Source organism: Nostoc cf. commune SO-36, from assembly GCF_023734775.1.
Taxonomy (GTDB): Bacteria; Cyanobacteriota; Cyanobacteriia; order Cyanobacteriales; family Nostocaceae; genus Nostoc; species Nostoc commune_A.
On sequence record NZ_AP025733.1, the window covers coordinates 40920 to 64464 of the forward strand.

Below are 23545 nucleotides of genomic sequence, written 5' to 3' on the forward strand. Positions count from 1 at the left end.
GAAGCAGAATCAGGAACAGTGAATATATAAGCTTGTTTTCATTTGTAAAAACAAGCTTATATTTGCTGCCTTTCCTTAGCAACAAAGCTCATTTTAAGCATCTTTGCTTTTCAAGTAGCTATTACTTAAAGCAAAGATTACGGGCTCTTGCGTTATTTTTATGGTAAAAATTAAAATAATTACATTTCAATGAGTAATAATTTTGATTTTTGAAGCCCAGAGTTCTGTGTAGTTAAGAATTTACAGGTTTTTAAATATGTTTAAACACAGTAGATTATATAATCTTATTTATAAAAAGCAAAAATTTTAGCGAGTGCTATGAAATTTCCTGTAGAGCAAATCCTGAATCTGCCAGAGATGAAAGTGTTAGACTGTCTTCGCGTAGCGTCTCGCAGAGAAGAAATTGAAGGCATAGGAATAGTTATAACAATAGAGAAATATGTCAACTATTCTGCTTGTCCTTCGTGTAGGCAAATTACTCGCAGTATACATCAAAATCATTGGAGGATGATTCATGATTTATCTTGGAGTGAGCAAACAGTGTTATTAAAAATAAATCGTCGCCAATTCAAATGTAACAATTGTAAAAAAGTATTTAGCGAAAAACTAGATTTTGTCGATAAAAACAAAGGATATACTAAGAGATTAGCCCAAGACATAGTACAACAAGTATTAGATAGCAACATTCATAGTGTAGCGAAAAGGAATGACTTAAGTGATGAAGAAGTTGAATCAATGTTAAAAGGGCAAGTATCGCAAATATTAAACATAAACTTAACTCAAATAAAAAGATTAGGTATAGATGAAATTGCTCTAGTTAAAGGACAAGGGAATTACTTAGCAGTATTAGTAGATTTAGATACTCATAAACCTATAGAAATAGTCAAATCAAGGCGGATAGAAGAACTACGTGAAGTCCTTATCAAATGGGGAGTTCAGGTGCTTGAAGAAATCATTGAAGTGAGCATTGATCTCTGGTCTCCTTATAAAACTTTAGTAGAAGAATTAATGCCCAATGCTAACATAACTGCTGATAGATTTCACGTTATGAAACAAGTAAATGATGAATTAGATACAATGCGTAAAGCCGAGAAGAAGGCAGCAATATCGCTAGAAAATAAATCCGAAAGAGACAGAATATTAGAAGGATTGAATAAAAGTAAATATAGCTTCATTAAAAATGAAGATTCTTTAAATGAAAAGCAAAAAGAGAAATTAAAGGCAGCCCAAGAAGTTTCACCAATTCTTGCTAAAATGCATAGGCTGAAAGAAGAATTCAGAGATGTATTTGAATCTTGCAAATCTTGGGGAGATAGCATAATTAAATTATTAGATTGGATGCACGATGCACTTTTATATTTTCCGAAAAGTATAGGTACAATGATTAGATGGTTTGGTGAAATAGTCGGTTATTTCGATGGTAGAACTACGAGTGGTACTGTTGAAGGAATTAATAATAAACTTAAGTTAATTAAAAGACTTGGATATGGCTTTCGTAATTTTAGCAATTTTCGACTACGCAGTTTATTAAATTGGCACTTTAGTATTAATTCTCCATAAAAGTAACGCAAGAACCTGAATTTTAAAACAGAGGTTGTATGAACAAAAACAAAAGAGAACTTTTAGCACCTCCGATCTCAAACAAGATTCCCAAAATGCTCCCTGGTAGAGTTAAGCGACGTTTGTTTTTGGGTGGGTTAATTATTGGGATGTCTGCTGTTACTTTCTGGGGAGGAGAATTCTTCGATACAAATTTTTAGGTTTAATCATTTTTCTTAATCATCTTTATAGAATATTATAAACCTTCGCTCATCAATAAGAAGAGTAGTTTGATTTTCTATGATGGCTGCTAATTAAGGAGATTATCATAACTTTAGTGTTAAGTTTGTAGTGAGGAAATGGCATTAATTAAATTAGGTTTATTTCCGCGTATATAGAGCATAACAAAAAGGTTTCTTCGCTTAAAAGTGCGGTTTGAGGTGATTATCCCGAAATTAGAATAACTTCAGTCTTTTGCCAATGGCTCCTCACCAATTCCCAGTCCCTTCTTACTGCGCTTTAGCTGTTTCCAAAGTTCCTTAATTTGCTGATAAGCATCTTCTGGTTCAAGCTTACCATTGCTTTCTAAACTGGTGATCATGCCAACTTTTTGAGCAAATTCTTGTAAGTTAGCATTAAACACTAAGTTTTCTGGTTTAACTTGTCCGTAGTAGCGACCACGAGGGGAAATGAATTTATCTTTGTCTTCCTCATGAGACTGATTCATGACCTCACCTCCCTACTAATAAGTTTTCACCAATAATGTCAATCCAGTTTCAACTATCTCCTTAGCACTTTCACAAAAATACTTACTGAGTTATTCACATTAATATAGTATATAAATTTACTATAATCATTTTTTACAAGCATTCAGTTTATACTTTAGCAACTATTTATACCTCTGGATAAGTACTGCAAATCTTGCCTACAGCGATCGCATGAAGCACTGCATGAGGTCAATCGCTCCAAAACCCACTCTCATCACTGCGGCTATCTCCTGATATCCCTTGACAGCATAGATCATATTCGTGCATTGCCCCTGCTGATCTCAAGGGCTGCGATCGCAACGCAACCAAGAGAAATCAACTTCTCATTTTCGCCTTTGTATGCAGAGAAGAAAAAATCGTCGTTTTGAGTAACTATCCTCTGAAGGGGTAATTGAGGGGCTACACCCGCATTTCTCACAACCTTCAGGCGTTTGATCGAGCAGAGGAGCGGAGGGGCAGAGGAGAAAGAACTCGGCAAAATGTCTCGGATTCGCTAATACAGCACTTGTATTCTAGGATATCCGTTCTTTGTGAAGAGCCAAATGATTCCTATAGATGTGAAACTACTCATCAAAAAAACCTCTAACCCAATCCGCAATAAAACAGAACTAACCCCACCACCGACTGAACCCATTGAGATTCCTGAGAGCCAAAATATTTCTGAAACAGTGATTGAACCAAATCCACCTGTGTACATTGAAGACTACGTTTCCGAATCCGAATCCGAATACATTTCAGAACACTATCGCCCCCTACGCTCTATTGGCAACTCTGGGTGGCAACCATCTGATGTGTGGCGCGAGTTGAGGGTTGATGATTTCTGCGGGTAAATTAAGCTCTGGCTGAATAGAAATTAATATATCATGCTAAATTACCTTCAAAAAAGCTATAAAAGCCTTACTAGGCAAGAAAAATAAACGTTAACTAGTTATTTTTTATGGGTTTAGCACTGATTCGGGCTTTTGAGCTTTATTGTCGAGCCTAGTTTTGATATCTAACTAATAATTTGGCATAACAGCTAATGATTTATCAGTGAAGTTTTGGGCTGCAAGTAAATACTCTGGTGAGGGATGTGCTAAAAATAGTTTTCCGGCAAGTATGCTGTGGTTAACATCTATATATTTGTTAAGTATTGCACAAGGCATTTAAAGTCTAGATAATTCATTAAATTTAATTATTAGGGCAAGTCATGAACAAAAAATGGGCTATCAAACGAATCACAATAAATCTTGCATCAGTTGAAAGCGAAAAACTTGAACGATATTGTGCAATGACAGGTAGACCTGCAACTGATGTGATTCGGCAGTTGATTCGCTCTCTCTCCATAACGGAGTTGTCAGCGTCTGAACAGACTACACCTACGCTAAAATATGATGTTCCCATTTTGAAATAATGGCAATTGAATTACTTGGGTTTGTTTGGCGTTATCCAAATTGGACAAGGAAATGCCCAGTAACCTAATACTGCGGTTTTCCAAATCAATCGACTCAAACAGTGCTTTAGCTATCTCAAAAATCGTAGAGAGTTCACTAATTGGAGCAAGCATTGTTTTACTGCGGGTTATCTGATGATAGTCAGAAAACTTGACTTTTAACGTTAACGTGCGACCTCGCGTTTCGTGCTGCTCTAAGCGTTGCTCGACAATTTGGGCAATCTGTTCGAGTTGTTGCAACATCTGACTGATATCGCTTAAGTCTTGTGCAAACGAGGTTTCTGCACCGATGGACTTGCGAACCCGATTCGCCTCAACTGGGCGGTCATCTTCTGCCCTGGCAATCTTATAGTAATAATTCCCTGCTTTCCCAAAATGGTGTGTTAACTCCAAGGGCGAACGCTCTTTCAAATCTGCGCCAGTATGAATGCCGAGCGAATGCATCTTCGCCGCCGTAACTTCTCCTATACCGTGGAATTTTTCAATCGCTAGCTGTTCTACAAAGGCGATCGCATCCTCCGGTAAAATAACCGTTAGTCCATTGGGCTTGTTCTGCCCTGATGCCATTTTTGCAAGAAACTTGTTAATCGACACACCTGCGGTTGCCGTCAACTGAGTTTCCTGAACAATTGCAGTTTTGATGTGTCTTGCGATAGTAGAAGCGTAGGGGATGTTTTGCCTATTCTCAGTAACATCAAGGTATGCCTCATCTAGTGCAACTCCTTCCACTAAATCACTGTAGCGTTTAAAGATAGCGTGGATTGAAGTGGAAATATCTCGGTAAACGTCGAATCTCGGTCTGACAAAGATAAGTCCAGGGCATTTGGCAAAAGCGGTTATGGAAGGCATCGCGGAATGAATGCCAAACTTCCTCGCTTCATAACTGGCGGCTGCAACCACGCCTCGTTGATTCGGGCTGCCACCGACGACTAACGGTTTACCTCGGTAGCTAGGGTTATCTCGCTGTTCTACTGATGCGTAGAAAGCGTCCATATCTACATGGATAATTTTTCTAGTTGTAGCAACTGATTCTTGCCCCAAGGGTAGCTCCACCACAAGCAGTCTCGTTTATTACGCACTATTGACTTGTTGAGGAATCCTTTGACAATTTCCATCTCCAGAAAAACCCCAACCGTGATAAGGACATTCCAAAAGCCCATCGTCACTAATTCTGCCTTCAGACAACGGTGCTAAACGATGAGGACACTGGTCTTCAAAGCTTCTCCAAGATTGGGCAAGTTTATCCCACCAAATTACAATATCTCTTCCCAACACTGTAAAAGGGGTTGGTTTTGATTTGTCTAAGTCCTGTAGGTAATGGATGGGATACCATGTCTCTTTACAATCAAAACTATTGGATCGCTGCCGCCCCCAGGCTGTTTTGAGTGAAAACTATCTCTGACATTAACTTCTTTCTCAAGCATTTTTGATGTTTATTGACTTTTATTGCCCACTCTAAGATTTATTTTAGCTATTATGAACATTGGCTGTATGGCGATCGCATTTCCTAGTCAAGGGGCAAGAGGAAAACTGTATTGCATAATAGCCGGAAGCTCTGTATCCGCCGATATCAATATGGAATTAGACATCATAACTATAGTTAATCCGATTGCCAAAGCAACACTAATTGCTATTTTTTAGACTTTTTGTGAAGAGTAGGGTCAACTAACCGATATGATTGGTCAGATTCACTCGTCGGAGGAAACGGATTTCCAGCAGTTGATGTTACCTCTAGCCCTGTGCCTTTTCCATTAGAATTGATTACTTCGTACTGTCCGCTAATGGGAGTGCGTTCCCCTGGAATATACAATGAAGATTGAGCCTCCAATGTTTGATCACCTGACTGGCTTAACTGTGCAGTGCCAGCAGTATAAATTAGAGAAAACTGCCTCATAATTTCAAAACCTGGAACATAACCGCCGTGGAACGGTATTTCTAATAGTTGACTGAGCGCCCCTTTAATTTCTGAGATTGGTTTAAGCAGTTTTTCGTTGTCCTGGCTCCATCTAATAATTTCTGCATCTAGCAATTCTTGAAACTCAAGAGCGTGTAACGTCGCATCCTCTGAGGAAGTTTGGCTATCTATAACAATCGATAACTTGAGAGTAAACAAAAGTTTCGTTTGTATTTGTGAAGAATCATCATTAGAGGTAACTTGCGTACAATACTCGTCTACATGAAAACCAAACTGAGCCTTAAAATGGGAAAAACTCTGTGTTTAAAGTTTTTGACTAAGATATGGTAGCAATCCAGTGTCTGGATCTAATAAAATTTGACGGATGATTGGTGTTTGTATCATAAATACTCTACAAATTTTAAATTAGACGTTTTCTTGACCAACAATTTCACCAGATTCAGCACTTTGAGGCATCCATCAAACTGACGAGAGTTAGCTCAATCGCTCTACCGATTTACTTAAAACATCTTTGGTGCTGCTTTTTTGCCAGATAATTGGTAAATTCTTCACCAAAGCAATGCCTTCGCCAATTTACGAGGCTGAATTGATGTATTAACGTCCTGTTCTCAAAGGTCTGGCAAAAACAATAAGCCTTAAAAATTCCTTCAAAGTTCCCTACAAGCATTTGTTTGCGTATTGCACGCAGTATAAAAATCAAGAACAAAATCTACCTGAAGGTAAAGGCTGAAACAGCCAGCTAAACCATAGGCTAGAAGGGTTTGTAATTAACATAATCGCAATTAAATGTCAGATAGATTTTAAAACGGCGATTAAAATTGCCTGCGCTTTACCCCATGTCTGAATGGCACGCTTGTAAAGGGAAAATCGTTGAGGCAGCAGGGGTGCAACTTGTATTTCATTGCCGATTTGTTAATAAATTTATTCAAAAGTTGAGAAGTAAGCTAGTAGTGTACCAACCCAAAATTGCTACGTGGAGGTAAGCAAGGGAGCAGGGGAGAAACTTGCAGTAAGTCTTTCCCCCCTGCCCCTCTGCTCCTCTGCTGACCACAACGCAAAGTTTCCTTGTCCGACTACTAGGACGATCAATTTTTTAGCGATCACAGCTAGAACACAAGAGATTATGGCTTAAATAATACCCCAACTGAAACTAACGAGGTTTTTTCAATGACAACTACAAAATCTAATCGTACAACTAGTTCAAATCCTAGTAAATCACCTGTTCCCTACACAGGATTTGATCGCCTGTTTATTGGCGGACGTTGGGTTACAGGCCGTTCCGAACACAAATTGCAGCCCATCAACCCATACTCCCGAGACGTGATTATAGAAATTCCGGCGGCGGACAAACGAGACTTAGAAGATGCTTATCAAGAAGCACAGCGTACTCAAGTGGCATGGGCAGAGGCTTTGCCGAGTGAGCGATCGCTGATTATGCGTCGTGCAGCTGATATTATGGATGCCCGTCGTGAGGAAATGATTTCGTGGTCGATTCGGGAAGCAGGTAGCCCGCGCAAGAAGGCAATGCTGGAATGGAAAGCAGCGCGTGATGTCATGGAACAAGCTGTTTCGGCTCCTTATGGTGCCCAGGGGCGCATTCTTCCCTCTGATATTCCAGGTAAAGAAAGCCGAGTTTATCGCCGTCCAGTGGGTGTAGTCGCTGTAGTCAGTCCGTGGGACTTTGCCCTCAACCTCGCCAATCGCTCGATTGCCCCCGCCCTTGCACTAGGCAATGCGGTAGTGCTGAAACCACCCTCGAATACTCCCGTCACAGGTGGTCTGATCTTTGCCAAGATATTTGAGGAAGCGGGACTTCCTGCCGGTGTGTTTAGCGTTGTGGCAGGATCAGCCAGTGAGATTGGAGATGCATTTGTGAGCCACCCTATCCCACGTGTGATTACCTTTACCGGCTCGACAAAAGCAGGCCGACATATTGGGGAACTGACAATGACTAGCCCCATCATGAAACGGGCTTCCCTTGAGCTTGGGGGTAACAATCCACTGGTGGTTTTAGACGATGCCGATCTGGAACTGGCGGTAAAGGCTGCTGTGTTTGGTAAGTTCTTAAACTCAGGTCAGATCTGCATGAGTATTAATCGGCTAATTGTTGATGAGCGGGTGCATGATGAGTTTGTCAATCGCTTTGTCGATCGCGTCCGTAATCTAAAGATAGGCGACCCGAATCAGGCAGATACTGACATCGGCCCGATTATTAATGAAGCTCAGTTGAATTCACATATCAAGCATATTCAGAAGGCGCATCAAGAAAGTGCCCGTCAATTGCTCGGCGGCAACCCGGATGGACTAATGCTCCCGCCACACGTCTTTGTCGATGTCAACAATCAGATGTCAGTGGCACGTGAGGAGATGTTTGGGCCTATCGCCTCCATCATCAAAGTTCGCAATGAGGCAGAAGCATTACAAGTGGCGAATGATACTGAGTATGGCTTATCAAGTGCCGTATTTACCCGTGATGAGGGACGTGGGCTGCGTTTTGCACGCTCAATGCAAGCGGGGATGACGCATATCAACGATCAGACAGTAAACGACCTAGCGAATGCTCCCTTTGGTGGCGAAAAAAATAGTGGCATAGGACGTTTTGGTGGTGATTGGGCAATTGAGGAGTTCACCACCGATCATTGGATTACTGTGCAGCAGGCTCCGCGCACTTATCCCTTGTGATTAAGCCCAAGCAGTAGAAGTAATTTACCAAACTTTAACACTCACTGAACCTTCTACGTTAAAAACAGCGGCAATAACTCCAAGCTGCTGTTTTGACGACAGTAGCAAGGAAGGTGGTTTCACCATTTTTTTATAGCAAGGGACGGGGACTGGGGACTGGGTGAAAAGCCTTTTTGTGTCTAAGTTTTATCGTCTGTTGATGTCTTAACCACCAAGGCTTGTGCTATAAAATTGCTTGTAATTCGTTCATAAAATATGCTTATCGTGTCGGATCGTCACTGACTTGAACAATCAGCTTGCCGAAGTTTTTCCCTTGTAGTAAGCCGATGAAGGCGTGCGGGGAGTTTTCCAGTTTCTGTACAACATCTTCCTTGTACTTGAGCTTACCTTCTTGCAACCACCCAGAAACATCTTTGACAAACTCTGCCTGCCGATGTTGGTAATCACCCACAAGAAATCCTTTGATTAACGCCCGTTTAACCAACAGCGGCATTAAATTAGGGCCAGGAGGAGAATTTTCAGCATTATACTGTGAGATTAAACCAACCAATGGGATTCTTGCTCCTTGATTAATGTGCTGCAACACCGCTTCTAAAATAGGGCCAGCTGTATTGTCAAAGTAAATATCCACCCCGTGTCGCTCTCTTTCGGTTCTCCAACCGGACGGCTTTTGAGTAAGATTTGTTGGTTAATTGAACTAGTCATTGGTTGTGCCTGTTTATTTGCTCGTTTTTTCTATCAAAACTACAAGTCGTCTTACAATACCTTTGTTACCGAGAAATTGGGTCTAAAGCCCCGTCATAAAGGACGGCTTTATATTCTATTATTTTATCTGCAATATTCCGTGATAAAATAATTAGATGATAGTAAGAGAAGCCAAGCTACTAAACGGAACAAAGGCACAATACCAAGCTCTTGATGATGCCATTCGCACTGCCCAATTTATTAGAAATAAAGCAGTTCGTTATTGGATGGATAATCAAAGTGTCGGTAAAGCTGACTTATATAAGCTGTGCAAAGACTTAGCGGCTGTTTTCGACTTTGCTTTAAAGTTAAATTCTGCTGCGCGTCAAGCCAGTGCCGAAAGAGCTTGGGCTGCTATCTCAAATTTTTATAAACGTTGCAAAAAACAGGAGAAAAATATTGGTTATCCCAAGTTTAAAAAGCATTGTCGTTCTGTAGAGTACAAAGTCTCAGGCTGGAAACTATCTGATGATTGTAAAATTATTACTTTCACGGATGGCTTTAAAGTTGGTTCTTTATCTGTCTTTTGTAATTCATCTACACGAGAAGACCTCCTAACACTTAAAATCAACCGCGTCCGTGTAGTCAGGAGAGCAGATGGGTATTATGCTCAATTCTGTTTTGATGCCGAACGCAAGGAAGTTGGGGAATTTACTGGCAAGGTTGTTGGGTTGGACTTGGGGTTAAAGTTTTTCACCAAAGACCAAAATGATAATGCTGTAATTTATCCGCAATTTTTAAGAAAATCTGAGCGCAGACTTAAAAAAGCACAAAGGCGGTTAAGTAAAAAGTTTGTTAAAGACAGAAAACCTCAGTCAATCAATTATCACAAGTCGCGGAAACGATTAGGTAGAGTTCATCTAAAAATCACTAGACAGCGTAAAGATTGGGCTATAAAGCAAGCCCGATGCGTAGTGGCATTAAATGATGTCGTAGTCTACGAGGATTTGAAGATTGCGAACATGGTCAAAAATCACCATTTGGCTAAATCAATTTCCGACTGTAGTTGGCATCAGTTCACTCAATGGCTAGAATACTACGGGAAAATCTGGGATAAAGCAGTTGTGGCAGTATCGCCCAACTATACATCTCAGGACTGTAGCAATTGTGGACATAGAGTGAAAAAGTCACTCAGCACCCGAACTCATTCATGCCCTAATTGCAGGGTTGAAATATGCCGTGATACGAACGCGGCAGTTAATATTCTCAAGAAAGGAATGAAGATATTAGGAGTTGAGTGGCAAAGCGGAAAATCCGGTCTTCTCCCAAAGGGAGACCCCAGGGGCGATAGCGTTCGCGTTGCGTCTCGAAGAGAAGCGGTAGCGAGTCAGACGCTCCTGCCGTCGCTACCGCTACGCTACCCTGCGTCTGGGGTTTCCCCAAGTGGAGGACTTTTTCAAGACAACAGTACTTCTGGGCAAGAAGGATCTGCCGAGCAATCGGGAAAGCATGGGGAGAAGACCGCCAATACTATTGATGGGAAACTTGATATAGCAAGTGGATTTCTGTGAACCATGAATTAGAATCCCCGACCGTTCACGGCGGGGAGTATGTCAAAACAGCTTGTCTAATTTAATGGGCAGGTCACGAATCCGTTTGCCTGTAGCGTGATAGACCGCGTTAACTTGTTGTTTGATGCACACAGATGCCCTACTGCCTCGGCGCTGGCACGCTTGGGATCGTAAGCAATCTGCATATACTCCTTGACAAGCTCAATGTTTTTCTGCTCTTGTGGTGTGTAGTTATCTCTCATCTCTCCCATGCTTGCACCCTCTTTGGATTTTTAGAATTATTTGATGTCAGGATTCATAGACTCCAACCAGCCGCGCTTGCTCAATCACATGATCAGCGATCGCATTCAGTAGTTGCTCGCGGTTCATATTTGGCTTCAGGTCAAGCTCTGCATCTAGGGCATATAACCAGAAATAGTAATGGTGAGGCCCGTGCCCCTGTGGTGGAGCAGGCCCGGTATACCCTCGCTGATTGGAACTGTTCATGCCTTCAGTAAATTTACTACCATCTCCCTCTGGAATCTGGTTAATTCTTGGCGGGATGCCATAGATTAACCAGTGAGTAAACCCCTGTGGCAAGGGCGCATCTGGGTCGTGGCAGATGAGTGCTAATTGCTGGGTTCCGGCTGGCAGTCCACTCCATTCCAAGGGAGGTGAGATGTTTTCACCGTCGCTGGTATACTGTTTCGGTATATGTCCCAAAGAAGTGAATGCAGGACTATAAATCCGTAAATCTTTGATATTCAACGCCATTATGTATTTCCTTTAGCAACAATCGGTTGCATTGAAGAATTTATCGCAGCAGCACAGGTTGAGCATTAATGCGAATGCGGAAAAGACTATAAGGCAACTGACGTAAATCACACCCTTTTTGGTAGCTTGGTTGACGGTGCAACTGGTTGGCTGTGACGTAAAGATAACCGTCTGTTGCTACTGAAAGGGTATCAGGCCAAAGGAGGCGAGGATCGTGTACTACCGTTTCCCAGGCTCCATCAGGATGGCGACGCCCAATTGCATTATGTTCATAGTTAGTTGCATAAATACATCCGTCGGCATCTGATTCGAGTCCATCTGCACCGCCGCCTTTATCCCCCTCATCAATTACCGTTGCAGCAACAGCACCATCGTTGATCGCTCGATCCACAAGAGCATCAACCGCAACACTGTAGAGATGACGACTAGCAAGGGGACAGTAATACAAACGCGATCCGTCTGCACTAATCGCAATTCCATCTGACCCCATTTTGACGGGTTTGGTTAACCCATCTGGCTGACGTTCCATGAATGGGCGACCCTCAACCACAGGCAGAAAGGTGGATAATTCTTGGGCTTTTGTGGAAGGATGATCGTGCAGTCTGCGCCAGCTTTCGCCCGATGCCAAATCTACAACAATAATCCCGTTCGCGCCTTGATCTGATGAATCGGTAATGAACGCCATGCCCTCAGCACCGCGTCTCAAATCAAACCGGACATCATTAAGGTAGGTTGTTGGCAATGCTACATATTGGGGAAAAAGAATCGTTTTGATGACTCGATCGCTTGTTAGATCAACACAAACCAGCTTGGGGCCACCGTACTGTGTCGGTTGGAACATCGGGCTACCAGTATCGAGAATCCACAGGCGATCGCGGGGATCAACCACAACACTTTGCACAGATACAAGCGTTTGGGCAAGGTTATCTGGGTTTGTGCGATTAATTGCCTCATTAGGATAAGCCACCGGACGACCATCTCGGATTTCTGCCACCGTGAAGGCAACTTCATCGCCCCACTTAGGAAAATTGACAAAGATGCGCCCTTGATGAGATACCGTTACACCCGTGGGCATAGCACCATCAAAGTGTGCAACTGGCTCCAGTGTGCCTAATGATTTATCTGTCGGTAACTTCTGTAATTGACTGACCATAAAATTTTTCCTTGCTTGCTGCTTAATACTTACTTCTCTTTTGTTACCAGACGGTCTGAGCCGATTACAAGCTTTCAACCCCTACCATACTAGGGAAGCAGTTGTGCGATCGCGTCTTCCTAGTGAAGGATAACAACTGTCAATGGAGATAGTCAGCTACCAGACTGCGAAGACTATTTCAGACCAATTCAAAATTAAGAAATCCATATTTGACAAGGTTTTCTGGATTTGGATATGTTTCAAAATTTTAGTGAATTGGTATCACTAGTTGCATTAAAGCCTTTTCTATCAATATAAGCATCCAGCTTCAGTTCACTCCGAAGCACCCGCGATGCTTACGGCGGGCTGCGCCTACGCAAACGGCTTTTTATACCAGTTCAAATCTAAGCCAAAAGGTAGGGCAATTCGTTGGGTCTTGCATTTACGCTAAAGAAGTCTGTAAATCCGTAGAAACTACCACTCAATATATTTTGTGATGAGTCCAAAAGGAACGATCGCCTTTGATATCCTTGGTACTTGCTTTAGCCTGGATAAGCCGCGTCAAGCCTTGATTGAGTTGGGCGCTCCTGCATATACACTAGAACTCTGGTTTGCTCAAACCCTGCGGGATGCTTTTGCACTTTCTCATGCAGTGCATTACCAGCCCCTTAAGCAAATTTTAGCAGCAGAACTACCGCGCTCGCTTGCTGCCATTGGGCTAGAAACAACCGAACAACAGCGTTCGCAAGTACTCGATACATTCAGCCACTTAGAACTACAAACAGGTGCTTTGATTGCCTTTGACAAGTTGCAATCGGATGGATGGAGACTGATTGCACTGACTAATGGCAGCGAAGAGTCTACTCGGAAACTGCTTCAACAATCCAACGCTCTACCATTTTTTGATGGTATCCTCTCTTGTGATGCGATTGAGAAAACCAAACCACATCCTGATGTTTATGCACTGGCAAAACAAGAAAGCGAAGGCGAAGTATGGTTGGTTGCTGCCCACGCTTGGGATGTAATGGGCGCAGTACTGGCTGGTTTGCAAACCGTCTTTATCACATCAGCAGAAAAAGCATACTTGGGAGTTTACCCACAATCAACTATTGTGGCAGCTGATCTGGGAGATGCTGCCAATCAAATTTTGCAACAGGTTCCTAACTCTCTTTTATTACCTACCTGACACTCTAATTAAGATGCTCTACTTAATACTTCAATAAGAGTGATAGATAAAGCAGGAAATCGCTCTATAACTAAAAGCTGAATTAAACAATGCATATCTAGCTAAGGTTTTGTATCAAAGTCTGATTAAGCATTAATCTAGATATATTTACCTTGATGAAATTCCCAATATCTTCAAATAAATTTGTATTCAAAAACACACAAAAATAATAATTTATAACTAATCTCATTCTGTAGTTAGAGGTTGGATAAAAGAATACATAGTTAATTGTTAATTAGTAAAAAGAAAGAATCAAATAACACCCATAAGAAACATTAAAACAAATACTGCGCTAGCCCCTCGAACAAGAGCAGCACAGATGCTTCGGCTGAACCTGCCCTGGCATTTGCAAATCTGCCTTTGAAGCTGCTTTCAAATCAATTCAATAGAGCGAAATCCGAGTCAAACAGCCCAATCAATATTCATGGAACAAAAAGATACCTTCAAAAAAGCCTCACGCCGTCAAGTTCTTGGTGGGCTATCCGTTGGCATTGTTGCAGCGCAAGCGGTACCAGCTTTAGCGCAACAGTCATCTACCCCGGCAAAGCGACAGGAAACACCCACCCAGGGGACACCTAACCAGTCTGTTAAGCAGAACCCAGTTAACGAATATCCAAGTCCGCCCTTTTCACGACAACCGCAGGAGCCACCTGGTCTTGCCAGCCAAATGACCCCGCGACCCGACCACGGTGAGAAAAGTTATCAGGGTTCTGGACGGTTAGTAGGACGCAAGGCGCTCGTTACAGGCGGCGATTCCGGCATCGGTCGAGCAGCAGCGATCGCATTTGCGCGTGAAGGTGCTGATGTTGCAATCAACTATCTACCCGTCGAGGAGCCAGATGCCCGCGAGGTAATCCAACTGATTCGGGCAGCAGGACGTAAGGCGGTGGCGATTCCCGGCGATATTCGAGACGAGAAATTCTGCAATCAGCTCGTCGCTAATGCTGTGCGCGAACTTGGCGGACTCGATATTCTAGTCAACAATGCTGGTAGGCAGCAGTCTGTTGACTCAATTCTCAATCTGACGACCGAGCAGTTCGACTCAACGTTTAAGACGAACGTCTACGCGATGTTTTGGATCACCAAAGCTGCTGTGCCGCACTTCTCGCCCGGTGCCAGCATCATCAATACCTCCTCAGTCCAAGCCTATGACCCTAGCGCCAATCTGCTCGATTATGCCCAGACCAAAACGGCGATCGTCGCCTTTACCAAGTCTCTAGCAAAGCAGCTTGCAAAAAAGGGCATCCGTGTGAATGCGATCGCGCCTGGGCCTTACTGGACACCGCTCCAGGTCAGTGGCGGTCAACCGCAGAGTACCATCGAGAAGTTCGGCGGTGACACACCGATGGGCCGTCCCGGGCAGCCAGCGGAACTTGCCCCCATCTATGTGCTTCTTGCTTCACAGGAGTCGAGCTACGCTACTGGGCAAGTGTACGGCGCGGCGGGTGGAAGCGGGAATCCTTAATGCCCAACTACCAATACAGCAAGCAACCTACATGAATTTGTATGCGATCAAATTAATCACTTACACCAATGACTACGTTTCCGGCGATCGTCTCATCCAGGGACGACTCGCATTCCTAAATACTACTGCTCATAAAAAGAAACTAAAACAAGAATTATAGCAGGAGGCAGGAGGTAAAAACATTACTCTTCCTGACATTCACGCTTGTCATTATGTCCTAACCTATATGACTACGGCTATAACTATTAAAAAGTTTAATTTGGATACAAGATTTATGACTCTATTGCAGATATATTTTCTCGTGTTTTTTAGTAGCTAAAAACACAAGCTACTCATTTTTGTCTGAAATGTAAACCTCATGAATTAGGAGTACTCACCATGAAAGCGGTTGTTTTTCACGGAATCGGAGATATTCGATTATATAACGTACCAGAACCAAAAATTAAAGAACTAACTGATGCCATTATTCGGCTGACCTCTAGTGCAATCTGTGGCACGGATTTACACATGATTCGTGGAACATTCACAGGAATGAAACCCGGTACAATTCTGGGACATGAAGGCGTTGGTATTGTTGAAGAGATTGGCTCCAATGTACGGAATTTGAAAATAGGCGATCGCGTTGTGGTTCCCTCGACATTCTATTTTCTAGTGACCTAAAGTTGTCATACGAAAAGATAATCGACTACTACAAACTGCGCTTTCAAATCGAGTTTAACTTTCGAGATGCTAAACAGTTTTGGGGATTGGAAGATTTTATGAACCTGAGCCAAGCTGCCGTGACTAATACTGCTAACTTGGCATTCTTTATGGTCAACTTATCCCATCATCTTTTACCTTCATCAGCAGAGGCACAACGTTTAAATAATATTTTTCCTAATTCTCAGATAATAACTTTACCTCATAGCAGTCATGCTTGTTTAGTTCAAAATAATGTTAATCTTTATCAAATTTTATTATCAGCTAATTTTATCGTTGCGTAATTTATTATAAGTGGTATGTAATGACTCCTTTTTTTCCTGCTGAAAACGTATCCAAAAATTGTACTAATTTTTTCCTGTGCCTCTGGGCGATAAACCAATACAGTTAAGATTAGCCTGTTTTTTTCTCTCTGTTCTCTTTCCTTCACAGAGGAACTTTCTTAACTTAACCACATTGAGCCAATTGCGATCGCTGTAAGCCATCTGACCTCCTCCACAGCTAAAGCATCTGCACTAAAAAGAAATTTGTACTCAATTGGTAAATTTTTCAACCAGGGACTCGTATTTCCCATCGATTTGGTGTACTTTGTTAATTCTGTGCAATTATTAATACTCATCTTTTCCCAACTTTACAAGGGACAAATTTTAAGCCAATGCCTTCGAGGAAACAGCCAATGAATACTTCTAATGATACAGATACTAAGAAGATCATCAAAAAATCCGACAAGCTTACCCTGAGACAGATGAAGCTAATCGAGGAGGCTGAAGACCAACTTCTTCTTGAAGCTAATACTGTGAATTCTTCAGCCCCTGTGGTTGAGGAGGAACCAGTAGCGATTTCAGAGCCTAGAGTTCCTGACTATATTCCATTTCTTGATAATCCTCCAGTACAATCGGTGGGCAATTCCGGCTGGCAGATTTCTGATGTCTGGCGGGATCTGCGCGTGGATAGCTTCTCGAATTAAGCCGGAACTAAGGCAACCGCCTGAGCAACTTTTGTAAACTATCTTTGCACCAAGTCAAAGCTATAGTTGCATTGTGCTTATAATAAGTTACGGCTAACTCTAACTGAAAGTTAGCACCCTGTAAATGGTTATCGGTTGGATTACGCATCAAAGGCGATACCAAAGACAAACAAAATTTATCGGCAACGGAATAGAAACTATTACGCTGCCAACATGCACCCAGAGCGATCGCATGTTGGTGAAAGTCTTGTGTCTAGGGAAAAGCAGTTTTAATCGTATTTTATATCGTATAAAAGATAAGGGTATCTTATTTTGTGTTCGGGGTGGGGTATGATGGTTGAAGTCGGAGGTCGGAGGTCGGAAGTCGGAAGTCGGAAGTCGGAAGTCGGAAGTCGGAAGTAAGAATATGGAAGTGAAGTAGGTGCAGTTGTGGATAAAAATGTTGGGATTGCTGACAGGAGTAAGGCGTTTGCAATTAGAATCATCAAAGCTTGCAGCTTTCTTGATGAAAAACCGGGTATTTGCCGCACGCTATCAAAGCAACTGTTGCGTTCTGGAACAAGTGTTGGTGCAAATATAAGAGAGTCACGTTCGGCTCAGTCTGATAAAGACTTTTTGCACAAGATGGAAATCGCTTTAAAGGAAGCGCGCGAAACTGAATACTGGTTGGAAATTTTAATTGAATCTGAAGTTGTAGAAAAATCTAAATTTTATTCGTTACTTCAGGAAGCTGATGAGATAGTAAAAATACTCGTGGCCTCTACACGCAAAATTAAAGAGAGATTAAATGGCAATAAACTTCGCAGTAAAAAGATAGTGATTGCAAGAGATAAGCACTCAGAATTTACAAGTACTGTGAACTCGAAAGCGATACCCCCTAGCTAGGTTACACATTCTTACTTCCGACTTCCGACTTCCGACTTCTAGTCGTTGAGACTGAGGAAATAGAACAATGGATAAGTTAAATGAATACCGCACAAAAGTTAGGCAGTTATTAACTAAGTATATCGAGTACAAGCCTAGTTATGGAGATGTAGAGGTCGAACAGATTTTTGATATAGAGTATGACCATTATCAAATTATTAGCATTGGATGGAACAATCAAAAACGGATCTATGGCCCAATAATGCACCTAGATATAAAAAATAATAAAATTTGGATTCAACAAAATACAACGGAAGTAGATATTGCTTTAGAACTGATAGAAATGGGTGTACCTAAACAAGATATTGTCATTGGTTTCCATACTCCTAAAATGCGTCAATTATCGGGGTTCGCTGTGGAATAAACATGATACCGAGCGCAGTATCTTATTCCCCATTAAATTAATCCCATTTGAGTATGTATTAGTTAATAGAGAGCTATGAGGTAGTAAAAGGACTACTTTATTGTGTATAAAATCGAGTAAAATTTGGTTCTGATAGCCACAAGTTGTCAATCATGATTTATTACAAACTCGTAGGACATACCCCTGTTGCTATTAATTCATTGTCAGAATGGCAAAATTATTTACACTCTGTACAAGATTCAGCACAACATCTAGTTGCCGAAACTATAGTTGGGGATGCCAAAGTATCAACTAGTTTTTCGGGATTTGATCTCACTTTTGGAGATCCCCCGTTGCTTTTTGAAACGATGGTTTTAGGCGGGACTCATCACGGGAGAATGCAGCGTTATTCTACATGGGAGCAGGCATTGTTAGGTCATGATCATACCGTCATAGAAGTCATGACTACCTCACCACCAGACGAGTAGATAAACAGAAAGTTATATTTAATACTTAGTAATTAATAATTTACACAGAAGTGGATGAACTACAGCGCAGATTCTTTACCTCCAATCAAACTCATTCCCCTTGATCGTGAAGCTCTACATTTCACACAGCCGGGAGAAACTAGAAGACCACCCACAGATATTCGATGGGTAAAAGTCCTGGAATTTTTACGCAGCAACAATCTCGCACCTAACAGCCGCAAGCTTTACGAACGGGAACTCAGAAGGTTTCTGGTTTGGAGTGAACTACATTATCATGAACTGCGTCCACGTCACCTTGCGCTATATAAAGAATACCTAAAAGATGAAATACGGACTGATGCCGGCAAACCGCTTTCCAAAAGCAGCATTAATGCGGGAATTGCGGCACTTAAAAGCTTTTTCAAATGGATGTCCTATACGTATCCTGAAATTATTGCTACTAATCCTACACTGGGGATAAAACTGGAAAAAGTGCCACTGCCACCAGCCCAAAGTTTGACTCCTGAAGAAATGGAACGAGTGTGGTCAGCGTTAGAGTTATTGGGAGAAACAAAGCAACGGGATACAGCACTGGTTCACATTCTCAGTCATGGACTGCGGGCTGGAGAAATTGTGGAATTAAATGTTGGCTCATTTGATGGCAAGCTACTGTTTTTACCTGATACCAAAACCAACGAACCACGCTTAGTTCCGCTAAAAAAGGAAAGCCGAGAAGTTTTGGCAGAGTATTTGCTTACGCGAGAACAACAAGGAGAGGTATTAAATAGTCTTAGCCCACTAATGATTTCACACCATGCTTCATATAAAGGTGAACGCTTAAGTTATTACGGCATTTACTTCGCTGTGGAAAAAATTGGTGAAATAGCTCATATTGAAGACTTGCATCCTCATTCCTTTCGCCATACCTACGCTACGGATTTAATATTACTGGGTCTTGACCCGACTCATGCTCGTAAGCTAACAGGACATCAGAGTGACAGAGCTTTTAGGCGGTATACACTTCGTGGCGAACAACAAGCTGCGATCGCAGCTTACTATCGTGCGATTGGAGAGGACGAAGTGGAGTAGATATGCCAAAGCCACTCGATCCCAAATGTCAGTTATGCGCCAAGTTGCCAACGGCTAAAGCTAAAGTTTTACACGGGACAAATGGGGATGGATGCTGGAATCCTAAAGTTTGCCATAATCGCCGTTCTTTCTACCGCCGTCGAACCGATGATAATTCCGCGCAACTGGATGCGATCGCTGTTGAGCCACCTGCAACATATTTCGCTGTGTTGTATCTATATAAAGAACCAGGGGATAAACCATTACACGCGTTGGGTGCAGAACTCTGGCTGGGGCAAAAACCTGTTTGCCGCTTAGAACCAATTCACTGCTTTGGGTTAACGGCGGGTAAAATACGCACTTATACAGATCAGGTGTTACAGGCTTTTGCATCTCAATATAGTGTTTCACTATATCAATATAAGGATATGTTTGAGATTACCTCAAGCTACTGCCCAGTGCGTCCTTGCCCCTTGCATCCAGAATCGTAGAGATGACCACATACCGCCAATTAACAATTTGGGATGTGCTTGATGAGTTGTCCGAATCTCCAGCGACATCAACACTAGCACCAATGTGGGAATGTTTAGATGCGGAGCTTGAAAAATTACCCTTGGAGGCACAGCTATTAACCGCAGCGCTTGCCTTCACTCAAATTGCGGATATTCTCAAGTCTCGTGCCGAAGTGCTGTTGCAAGATACCCGCGATCGCAATAACCCAAAGGGGCCAATTGTTAGTACCGATCTCTTTGCTGGTCTAGTGCGGACAACAATGCATCTAGATTTAGATGATTTAATTGAACCGCAAACACCACAAACCTTTAAACCACACGGCCCACACCAATTTTCATCTCATACTGAGTTGGGTGATTCTGTAGCAGTACCTGTTGAAAAAGCGAATGTTTTGGCAATGCTCGATGAGGTGACAACTTTAGAAGATGTCCGCAATTTGGCATCAGATGAGGATGTCCAAAAATGGCACAGCGCCATCGCTAACCATCTGATAAATGTCAAAGATGAGATTTCTTTAGTTAAACTGCAACGTGTGTTGCAAATGCCGATGGTAGAAGTATGGTTAGGATTGTTGCTTGGTGGGTTTACATTAGAACAACGTGGAGATTTTTATAACAGTCGGAATATTTGGGTGAAAAGTTCTCCAATTACTAACACCTACCCGATTTGATTTGAATTTTTGAACTTTCAAGCTGCTTTGACACTCAATAAATTCATCACTTCTGCTGCTTCCAAATAAGATTGTACTCCCTTTCAACAGCTGCCAGCAGCAAAGCGTGCAATAATGACAGATAAGGTTTGGTAAAATCCCCAATCCTTGCAAATGCAAAATACTTGAAACCCTTGATTTATCGTTATAATAGTATTAGTAGTTAATAACCCCCAGAGGGTTAGTCTGAGCGCTATTGAGCTTACTCGTCGTCAGGAGATTCCTTATCTTCTGGGTCATCTTTGTCAAAATTTGTATTGCTGAGGGGGACTTATGGGTGAATCGAAACGCCGAAAGGCAATATTAGGCAATCACTATGGTTTGCCTAATATTTTCAATGAAGTCCAATCAATGTGGACGCAGATTAATTTGTCGATCAAGCGAGTCAAAGATTCTGATAATGGATGTTTACTTGTTCAGTGTTCCAACAACGACCGAGGATTTCATCAGGACACTATTGCCCAACTTCAGAAAGAAATAGAAAATTGGAAATGTGATTTGGATATTCCTATCTTGATCCAAGTTCTCCCAAGGGGAGTTGAAAATTCAGAAACTAAACTTTTTGATGGGTTCGTTACCCTTTGGTGCAATTGTCCGGAATTTGAATTGTGGCGAGAAATATTTGAAACTAAACGAGTTTAGTAAACTTTGTTGCATTAAATTATTGTTTCCTCGCTAGACCATCATTTCTGTTGCCTCCACTCGATTTTGTACTCCCGTTCCACAGTCGCCAGCAATTTTGCCTGCAACGAAGATAAATAAGGTTTAGCTTGTTTCCCCAAACCCTGCAACAGCCAATCAACAGAAGAGTCACGGCTGGCCACTTGATGCAACTGCTGTAACCTCACACATAGCTGCTGCATAAAAAAGCAATCTTCATCAAGGAATTCCAGTGATTTCAGGTGTTCAATCTTCACGGTATAATCGCCGTCCCAGGTCTGGAATGTACAACTGTATTCGCCAACATGAGTTACCACGCCCCAATAACCTGTTTTACCTCTCAAGTCTAGGTTCTCTTTGGGCAGAAGGATGCATATTTCACCAATATGGTAAGGATTGGGTACTTTCGGACTTTCGCGTATTTTATCCACAACATCTTTCACTATGCGACCAGAAGGAATCTTATTCCCAGCTTGCTCTACTGCTTGTTGCCATACATCCGCTTGCACAGCCGGTTCCAACTCGGCTTTCGCCAAAAACCGTAGTTGTCGTTCGTTGGTCGGCATTGGAATTTGCTGACCATTGGTCGGCAAAAACTTTTGAAGATTCTCGTAAACAGCAGTAGCCGAAATCTTCAAGTACGCTGCATCACGGCTGTAACCAAACCGTTCGCGGCAGTATTCCTCAAAAGTTCGGTGCGTGGAACGGTATAGCCGTCTGTCTCTCAACTCCATCAGCGCCTGACCCGCTTCTAAAAATGCACGTTCTACACGGCGTTCCAATTGCAAGCGTAAGCTTTGTTCTTGGTCGGTCAACTCTTTTACTTCAACAGCCGTTACCGTGATAGTTGCTGAAGCTGGGTTATCCTGCCCAGAATTATTTTCCTTTGTAGAGTCGGTTGCTAGCTTTGCTTCCTCAGATGTCGCAGGGGTAATTTTCTTGCGTCTAGATGGTGGTTTGTTCATTGCCCCACCTCCAGGCTGACAGCAGTTGAACAAATATTGAATTGTGTCATCATGGGATATATGTTTTTTATCTATCCCCCCAACAATACGAAGGATGGGGTTTTTCATTGCTTTTTATATTTTGCGGCCTTAAAGCACTACCAAATATAAAACTCATTAAAAAATCTCATAGACCAATTATCAAAAAAACACCACACCAGAGTCACCACAACAATATACTGTTTGGGCGTATTCTAGAAAATACCCTCTTCAAGACATGGGTAAAACAACGGCTAATGCTTGATTATTTGACGGCGGGTATTGTATTTTGGATGATTTTGTTTGGAGTCCAAGAGTCGTTGTTAGAATTTCGCCTGGGTTATCTCGGTCGTTACTGGTTTCTTGCGATTAGTGCTAGCTTACTCCTGAGCTTTTTGCTCTCTGCCCCAATTATTATCACGCTAATCATTAAATTTGCAGTAGATCCATTCACTTTTCCACGTAATGTTATTCTTTGTGCTGTCGCTGAGGTAATCTTTGGTGTGATTCTTAGCTTTTCCCAAGGTTACAAGGGAACTAAAAATTTCAACTATACAATATAGTTATAATTTTATAGTAGCTAATTATACCGTTACATTAGTTTTTATCAAGCAGATAATTATTACCAAAATAGTAGTTTTTTCTTCCAAGAGTATTGACATGTTATTGATTGTTGTATACTATCAATATCTTGTAAATTCAGACTATTCTCAATAACACTGTAATATCAGCACTAAATTTTTTTTGAGCTATTTTCCATCTTTTGCTTGCATAAGGTCATATCTGTTCTGTCCTTATTTAACAAGAGCTACGTAAAATAGAGGTAAATATTACAACTATTGAAGAAGAAAGTCAAATTCAGACTACGTACTTATTCACGTAAAGGACAAAAATTTTGAGCGACGGCAATAATAATTCAGTTAGTGTAGCTTACTTTGATAGCTTGCCACAAAAATTTTCTGAAGGAGATGCTGATGCGCTTTTAGCTTTTGGTCGCCATTTACATTGGGGTTATTGGTCTGACCCAATTGGGTATTCGGATATGAA

26 protein-coding genes and 4 pseudogenes are annotated in these 23545 nt (G+C 41.9%); 21 read left to right on the plus strand and 9 right to left on the minus strand.

Translation table 11 applies throughout. From position 1 onward, the window contains the following. Nucleotides 1-318: 318 nt before the first annotated feature. Nucleotides 319-1560, plus strand: coding sequence for an ISL3 family transposase (locus tag ANSO36C_RS30880; RefSeq protein WP_251960667.1), 1242 nt, complete (start codon nt 319-321; stop codon nt 1558-1560). Between the two features lie 38 nt (nt 1561-1598). Further along, nucleotides 1599-1760, plus strand: coding sequence for a hypothetical protein (locus tag ANSO36C_RS30885; RefSeq protein WP_251960668.1), 162 nt, complete (start codon nt 1599-1601; stop codon nt 1758-1760). A 245-nt stretch (nt 1761-2005) separates the two neighbouring features. Here the strand turns inward: ANSO36C_RS30885 and ANSO36C_RS30890 are convergent, their stop codons facing one another. Next, complete coding sequence (locus ANSO36C_RS30890) at nt 2006-2266, minus strand: DUF7219 family protein (RefSeq protein ID WP_251960669.1); 261 nt, start codon at nt 2264-2266, stop codon at nt 2006-2008. 582 nt (nt 2267-2848) lie between these two features. Here ANSO36C_RS30890 and ANSO36C_RS30895 point away from each other — a divergent pair. Both ANSO36C_RS30895 and ANSO36C_RS30900 read left to right on the plus strand, forming a co-directional pair. Further along, nucleotides 2849-3136, plus strand: a complete 288-nt coding sequence (locus tag ANSO36C_RS30895; RefSeq protein WP_251960670.1) for a hypothetical protein — start codon at nt 2849-2851, stop codon at nt 3134-3136. A 359-nt stretch (nt 3137-3495) separates the two neighbouring features. After that, on the plus strand, nt 3496-3699 hold the full coding sequence (locus ANSO36C_RS30900) for a CopG family transcriptional regulator (protein WP_251960671.1): 204 nt from the start codon (nt 3496-3498) through the stop codon (nt 3697-3699). Here ANSO36C_RS30900 and dinB read toward each other — a convergent pair. Both dinB and ANSO36C_RS30910 read right to left on the minus strand, forming a co-directional pair. After that, nucleotides 3670-4791 carry a DNA polymerase IV gene (dinB, locus tag ANSO36C_RS30905; protein ID WP_267145380.1) on the minus strand — a complete coding sequence of 374 codons (1122 nt, stop codon included), beginning with the start codon at nt 4789-4791 and terminating at the stop codon, nt 3670-3672. The genes ANSO36C_RS30900 and dinB overlap by 30 nt on opposite strands. A 33-nt stretch (nt 4792-4824) precedes the next feature. Next, nucleotides 4825-5162 (minus strand): annotated as a pseudogene (locus tag ANSO36C_RS30910) (Rieske 2Fe-2S domain-containing protein); the annotation flags it as partial. Between the two features lie 52 nt (nt 5163-5214). Here ANSO36C_RS30910 and ANSO36C_RS30915 point away from each other — a divergent pair. Next, entirely contained in the window at nt 5215-5379 is a 165-nt protein-coding gene (locus ANSO36C_RS30915) for a hypothetical protein (protein ID WP_251960672.1), read from the plus strand. Here the strand turns inward: ANSO36C_RS30915 and ANSO36C_RS30920 are convergent. Continuing rightward, nucleotides 5369-5851 carry a hypothetical protein gene (locus ANSO36C_RS30920; protein ID WP_251960673.1) on the minus strand — a complete coding sequence of 161 codons (483 nt, stop codon included), beginning with the start codon at nt 5849-5851 and terminating at the stop codon, nt 5369-5371. The two genes, ANSO36C_RS30915 and ANSO36C_RS30920, sit on opposite strands and share 11 nt — an antisense overlap. 969 nt (nt 5852-6820) lie before the next feature. On the opposite strand from ANSO36C_RS30920, the gene ANSO36C_RS30925 reads away from it, so the two are divergent. Next, entirely contained in the window at nt 6821-8335 is a 1515-nt protein-coding gene (locus ANSO36C_RS30925; RefSeq protein WP_251960674.1) for an aldehyde dehydrogenase family protein, read from the plus strand. Nucleotides 8336-8594: 259 nt separating this feature from the next. Here ANSO36C_RS30925 and ANSO36C_RS30930 read toward each other — a convergent pair. Next, a pseudogene (locus tag ANSO36C_RS30930) lies at nt 8595-8972 on the minus strand (zinc-binding dehydrogenase); the annotation flags it as partial. A 223-nt stretch (nt 8973-9195) separates the two neighbouring features. Between ANSO36C_RS30930 and ANSO36C_RS30935 the strand changes: the two are divergent. Beyond that, nucleotides 9196-10590, plus strand: coding sequence for an RNA-guided endonuclease InsQ/TnpB family protein (locus ANSO36C_RS30935; RefSeq protein WP_251960675.1), 1395 nt, complete (start codon nt 9196-9198; stop codon nt 10588-10590). Between the two features lie 288 nt (nt 10591-10878). On the opposite strand, the gene ANSO36C_RS30940 is transcribed toward ANSO36C_RS30935, so the two are convergent. Both ANSO36C_RS30940 and ANSO36C_RS30945 read right to left on the minus strand, forming a co-directional pair. Continuing rightward, nucleotides 10879-11343: a YbhB/YbcL family Raf kinase inhibitor-like protein gene (locus ANSO36C_RS30940; RefSeq protein ID WP_251960676.1), complete on the minus strand. Its 465-nt coding sequence runs from the start codon at nt 11341-11343 to the stop codon at nt 10879-10881. Nucleotides 11344-11383: 40 nt separating this feature from the next. Next, a complete protein-coding gene (locus ANSO36C_RS30945; protein ID WP_251960677.1) occupies nt 11384-12496 on the minus strand; it encodes a major royal jelly family protein in 1113 nt (370 codons plus the stop codon). A gap of 475 nt (nt 12497-12971) precedes the next feature. Here ANSO36C_RS30945 and ANSO36C_RS30950 point away from each other — a divergent pair, with 475 nt between their 5' ends. The 5 genes and pseudogenes from ANSO36C_RS30950 to ANSO36C_RS35360 form a co-directional block, all read left to right on the plus strand. Further along, entirely contained in the window at nt 12972-13661 is a 690-nt protein-coding gene (locus ANSO36C_RS30950) for an HAD family hydrolase (RefSeq protein ID WP_251960678.1), read from the plus strand. 463 nt (nt 13662-14124) lie between these two features. Then, nucleotides 14125-15165, plus strand: a complete 1041-nt coding sequence (locus ANSO36C_RS30955) for an SDR family oxidoreductase (RefSeq protein ID WP_251960679.1) — start codon at nt 14125-14127, stop codon at nt 15163-15165. Continuing rightward, entirely contained in the window at nt 15146-15325 is a 180-nt protein-coding gene (locus tag ANSO36C_RS30960; RefSeq protein WP_251960680.1) for a hypothetical protein, read from the plus strand. The genes ANSO36C_RS30955 and ANSO36C_RS30960 overlap by 20 nt, the downstream gene beginning before the upstream one ends. 218 nt (nt 15326-15543) lie before the next feature. Then, nucleotides 15544-15804, plus strand: a pseudogene (locus tag ANSO36C_RS30965) (alcohol dehydrogenase catalytic domain-containing protein); the annotation flags it as partial. Then, nucleotides 15795-16001 (plus strand): annotated as a pseudogene (locus tag ANSO36C_RS35360) (transposase); the annotation flags it as partial. The pseudogenes ANSO36C_RS30965 and ANSO36C_RS35360, both read left to right, overlap by 10 nt. Before the next feature lie 305 nt (nt 16002-16306). Here the strand turns inward: ANSO36C_RS35360 and ANSO36C_RS34035 are convergent. Further along, nucleotides 16307-16438: a hypothetical protein gene (locus ANSO36C_RS34035; RefSeq protein WP_267145379.1), complete on the minus strand. Its 132-nt coding sequence runs from the start codon at nt 16436-16438 to the stop codon at nt 16307-16309. A 102-nt stretch (nt 16439-16540) separates the two neighbouring features. Between ANSO36C_RS34035 and ANSO36C_RS30975 the strand changes: the two genes are divergently transcribed. The 8 genes from ANSO36C_RS30975 (at nt 16541) to ANSO36C_RS31010 (ending at nt 21497) form a co-directional block, all read left to right on the plus strand. Further along, nucleotides 16541-16831: a hypothetical protein gene (locus ANSO36C_RS30975; RefSeq protein ID WP_251960681.1), complete on the plus strand. Its 291-nt coding sequence runs from the start codon at nt 16541-16543 to the stop codon at nt 16829-16831. A 429-nt stretch (nt 16832-17260) separates the two neighbouring features. Continuing rightward, nucleotides 17261-17716 carry a four helix bundle protein gene (locus ANSO36C_RS30980; protein WP_251960682.1) on the plus strand — a complete coding sequence of 152 codons (456 nt, stop codon included), beginning with the start codon at nt 17261-17263 and terminating at the stop codon, nt 17714-17716. Between the two features lie 67 nt (nt 17717-17783). Further along, nucleotides 17784-18119: a XisI protein gene (locus ANSO36C_RS30985; protein ID WP_251960683.1), complete on the plus strand. Its 336-nt coding sequence runs from the start codon at nt 17784-17786 to the stop codon at nt 18117-18119. Between the two features lie 152 nt (nt 18120-18271). Beyond that, entirely contained in the window at nt 18272-18586 is a 315-nt protein-coding gene (locus ANSO36C_RS30990; RefSeq protein WP_251960684.1) for a hypothetical protein, read from the plus strand. 54 nt (nt 18587-18640) lie between these two features. Then, nucleotides 18641-19654 (plus strand): tyrosine-type recombinase/integrase, encoded by a 1014-nt coding sequence (locus ANSO36C_RS30995; RefSeq protein WP_251960685.1) that lies wholly within the window; start codon nt 18641-18643, stop codon nt 19652-19654. Nucleotides 19655-19656: 2 nt separating this feature from the next. Next, nucleotides 19657-20124 (plus strand): hypothetical protein, encoded by a 468-nt coding sequence (locus ANSO36C_RS31000; protein WP_251960686.1) that lies wholly within the window; start codon nt 19657-19659, stop codon nt 20122-20124. A 2-nt stretch (nt 20125-20126) separates the two neighbouring features. After that, nucleotides 20127-20816 carry a hypothetical protein gene (locus ANSO36C_RS31005; protein WP_251960687.1) on the plus strand — a complete coding sequence of 230 codons (690 nt, stop codon included), beginning with the start codon at nt 20127-20129 and terminating at the stop codon, nt 20814-20816. A gap of 312 nt (nt 20817-21128) precedes the next feature. Beyond that, nucleotides 21129-21497, plus strand: a complete 369-nt coding sequence (locus ANSO36C_RS31010; RefSeq protein WP_251960688.1) for a DUF2839 domain-containing protein — start codon at nt 21129-21131, stop codon at nt 21495-21497. Nucleotides 21498-21538: 41 nt separating this feature from the next. Here the strand turns inward: ANSO36C_RS31010 and ANSO36C_RS31015 are convergent, their stop codons facing one another. Next, nucleotides 21539-22588 (minus strand): hypothetical protein, encoded by a 1050-nt coding sequence (locus tag ANSO36C_RS31015; protein ID WP_323374633.1) that lies wholly within the window; start codon nt 22586-22588, stop codon nt 21539-21541. On the opposite strand from ANSO36C_RS31015, the gene ANSO36C_RS31020 reads away from it, so the two are divergent. After that, nucleotides 22588-23061 (plus strand): hypothetical protein, encoded by a 474-nt coding sequence (locus ANSO36C_RS31020; RefSeq protein ID WP_251960689.1) that lies wholly within the window; start codon nt 22588-22590, stop codon nt 23059-23061. The genes ANSO36C_RS31015 and ANSO36C_RS31020 overlap by 1 nt on opposite strands. Nucleotides 23062-23545 lie beyond the last annotated feature (484 nt).

What these genes read in the sequence shown, in the direction of transcription:
- ANSO36C_RS31005 (WP_251960687.1), top strand. Translation starts at nt 20,127, where the DNA reads ATGACCACATACCGCCAATTAACAATTTGGGATGTGCTTGATGAGTTG.
- ANSO36C_RS30880 (WP_251960667.1), top strand. Translation starts at nt 319, where the DNA reads ATGAAATTTCCTGTAGAGCAAATCCTGAATCTGCCAGAGATGAAAGTG.
- ANSO36C_RS31015 (WP_323374633.1), bottom strand. Translation starts at nt 22,588, where the DNA reads ATGAAAAACCCCATCCTTCGTATTGTTGGGGGGATAGATAAAAAACAT.
- ANSO36C_RS30955 (WP_251960679.1), top strand. Translation starts at nt 14,125, where the DNA reads ATGGAACAAAAAGATACCTTCAAAAAAGCCTCACGCCGTCAAGTTCTT.
- ANSO36C_RS31010 (WP_251960688.1), top strand. Translation starts at nt 21,129, where the DNA reads ATGGGTGAATCGAAACGCCGAAAGGCAATATTAGGCAATCACTATGGT.
- ANSO36C_RS31000 (WP_251960686.1), top strand. Translation starts at nt 19,657, where the DNA reads ATGCCAAAGCCACTCGATCCCAAATGTCAGTTATGCGCCAAGTTGCCA.
- ANSO36C_RS30985 (WP_251960683.1), top strand. Translation starts at nt 17,784, where the DNA reads ATGGATAAGTTAAATGAATACCGCACAAAAGTTAGGCAGTTATTAACT.
- ANSO36C_RS30940 (WP_251960676.1), bottom strand. Translation starts at nt 11,343, where the DNA reads ATGGCGTTGAATATCAAAGATTTACGGATTTATAGTCCTGCATTCACT.
- ANSO36C_RS30950 (WP_251960678.1), top strand. Translation starts at nt 12,972, where the DNA reads ATGAGTCCAAAAGGAACGATCGCCTTTGATATCCTTGGTACTTGCTTT.
- ANSO36C_RS30995 (WP_251960685.1), top strand. Translation starts at nt 18,641, where the DNA reads ATGAACTACAGCGCAGATTCTTTACCTCCAATCAAACTCATTCCCCTT.
- ANSO36C_RS30885 (WP_251960668.1), top strand. Translation starts at nt 1,599, where the DNA reads ATGAACAAAAACAAAAGAGAACTTTTAGCACCTCCGATCTCAAACAAG.
- ANSO36C_RS34035 (WP_267145379.1), bottom strand. Translation starts at nt 16,438, where the DNA reads ATGGGAAATACGAGTCCCTGGTTGAAAAATTTACCAATTGAGTACAAA.
- ANSO36C_RS30935 (WP_251960675.1), top strand. Translation starts at nt 9,196, where the DNA reads ATGATAGTAAGAGAAGCCAAGCTACTAAACGGAACAAAGGCACAATAC.
- ANSO36C_RS30975 (WP_251960681.1), top strand. Translation starts at nt 16,541, where the DNA reads ATGAATACTTCTAATGATACAGATACTAAGAAGATCATCAAAAAATCC.
- ANSO36C_RS30990 (WP_251960684.1), top strand. Translation starts at nt 18,272, where the DNA reads ATGATTTATTACAAACTCGTAGGACATACCCCTGTTGCTATTAATTCA.
- ANSO36C_RS30945 (WP_251960677.1), bottom strand. Translation starts at nt 12,496, where the DNA reads ATGGTCAGTCAATTACAGAAGTTACCGACAGATAAATCATTAGGCACA.
- ANSO36C_RS30895 (WP_251960670.1), top strand. Translation starts at nt 2,849, where the DNA reads ATGATTCCTATAGATGTGAAACTACTCATCAAAAAAACCTCTAACCCA.
- ANSO36C_RS30915 (WP_251960672.1), top strand. Translation starts at nt 5,215, where the DNA reads ATGAACATTGGCTGTATGGCGATCGCATTTCCTAGTCAAGGGGCAAGA.
- ANSO36C_RS30925 (WP_251960674.1), top strand. Translation starts at nt 6,821, where the DNA reads ATGACAACTACAAAATCTAATCGTACAACTAGTTCAAATCCTAGTAAA.
- ANSO36C_RS30890 (WP_251960669.1), bottom strand. Translation starts at nt 2,266, where the DNA reads ATGAATCAGTCTCATGAGGAAGACAAAGATAAATTCATTTCCCCTCGT.
- ANSO36C_RS30900 (WP_251960671.1), top strand. Translation starts at nt 3,496, where the DNA reads ATGAACAAAAAATGGGCTATCAAACGAATCACAATAAATCTTGCATCA.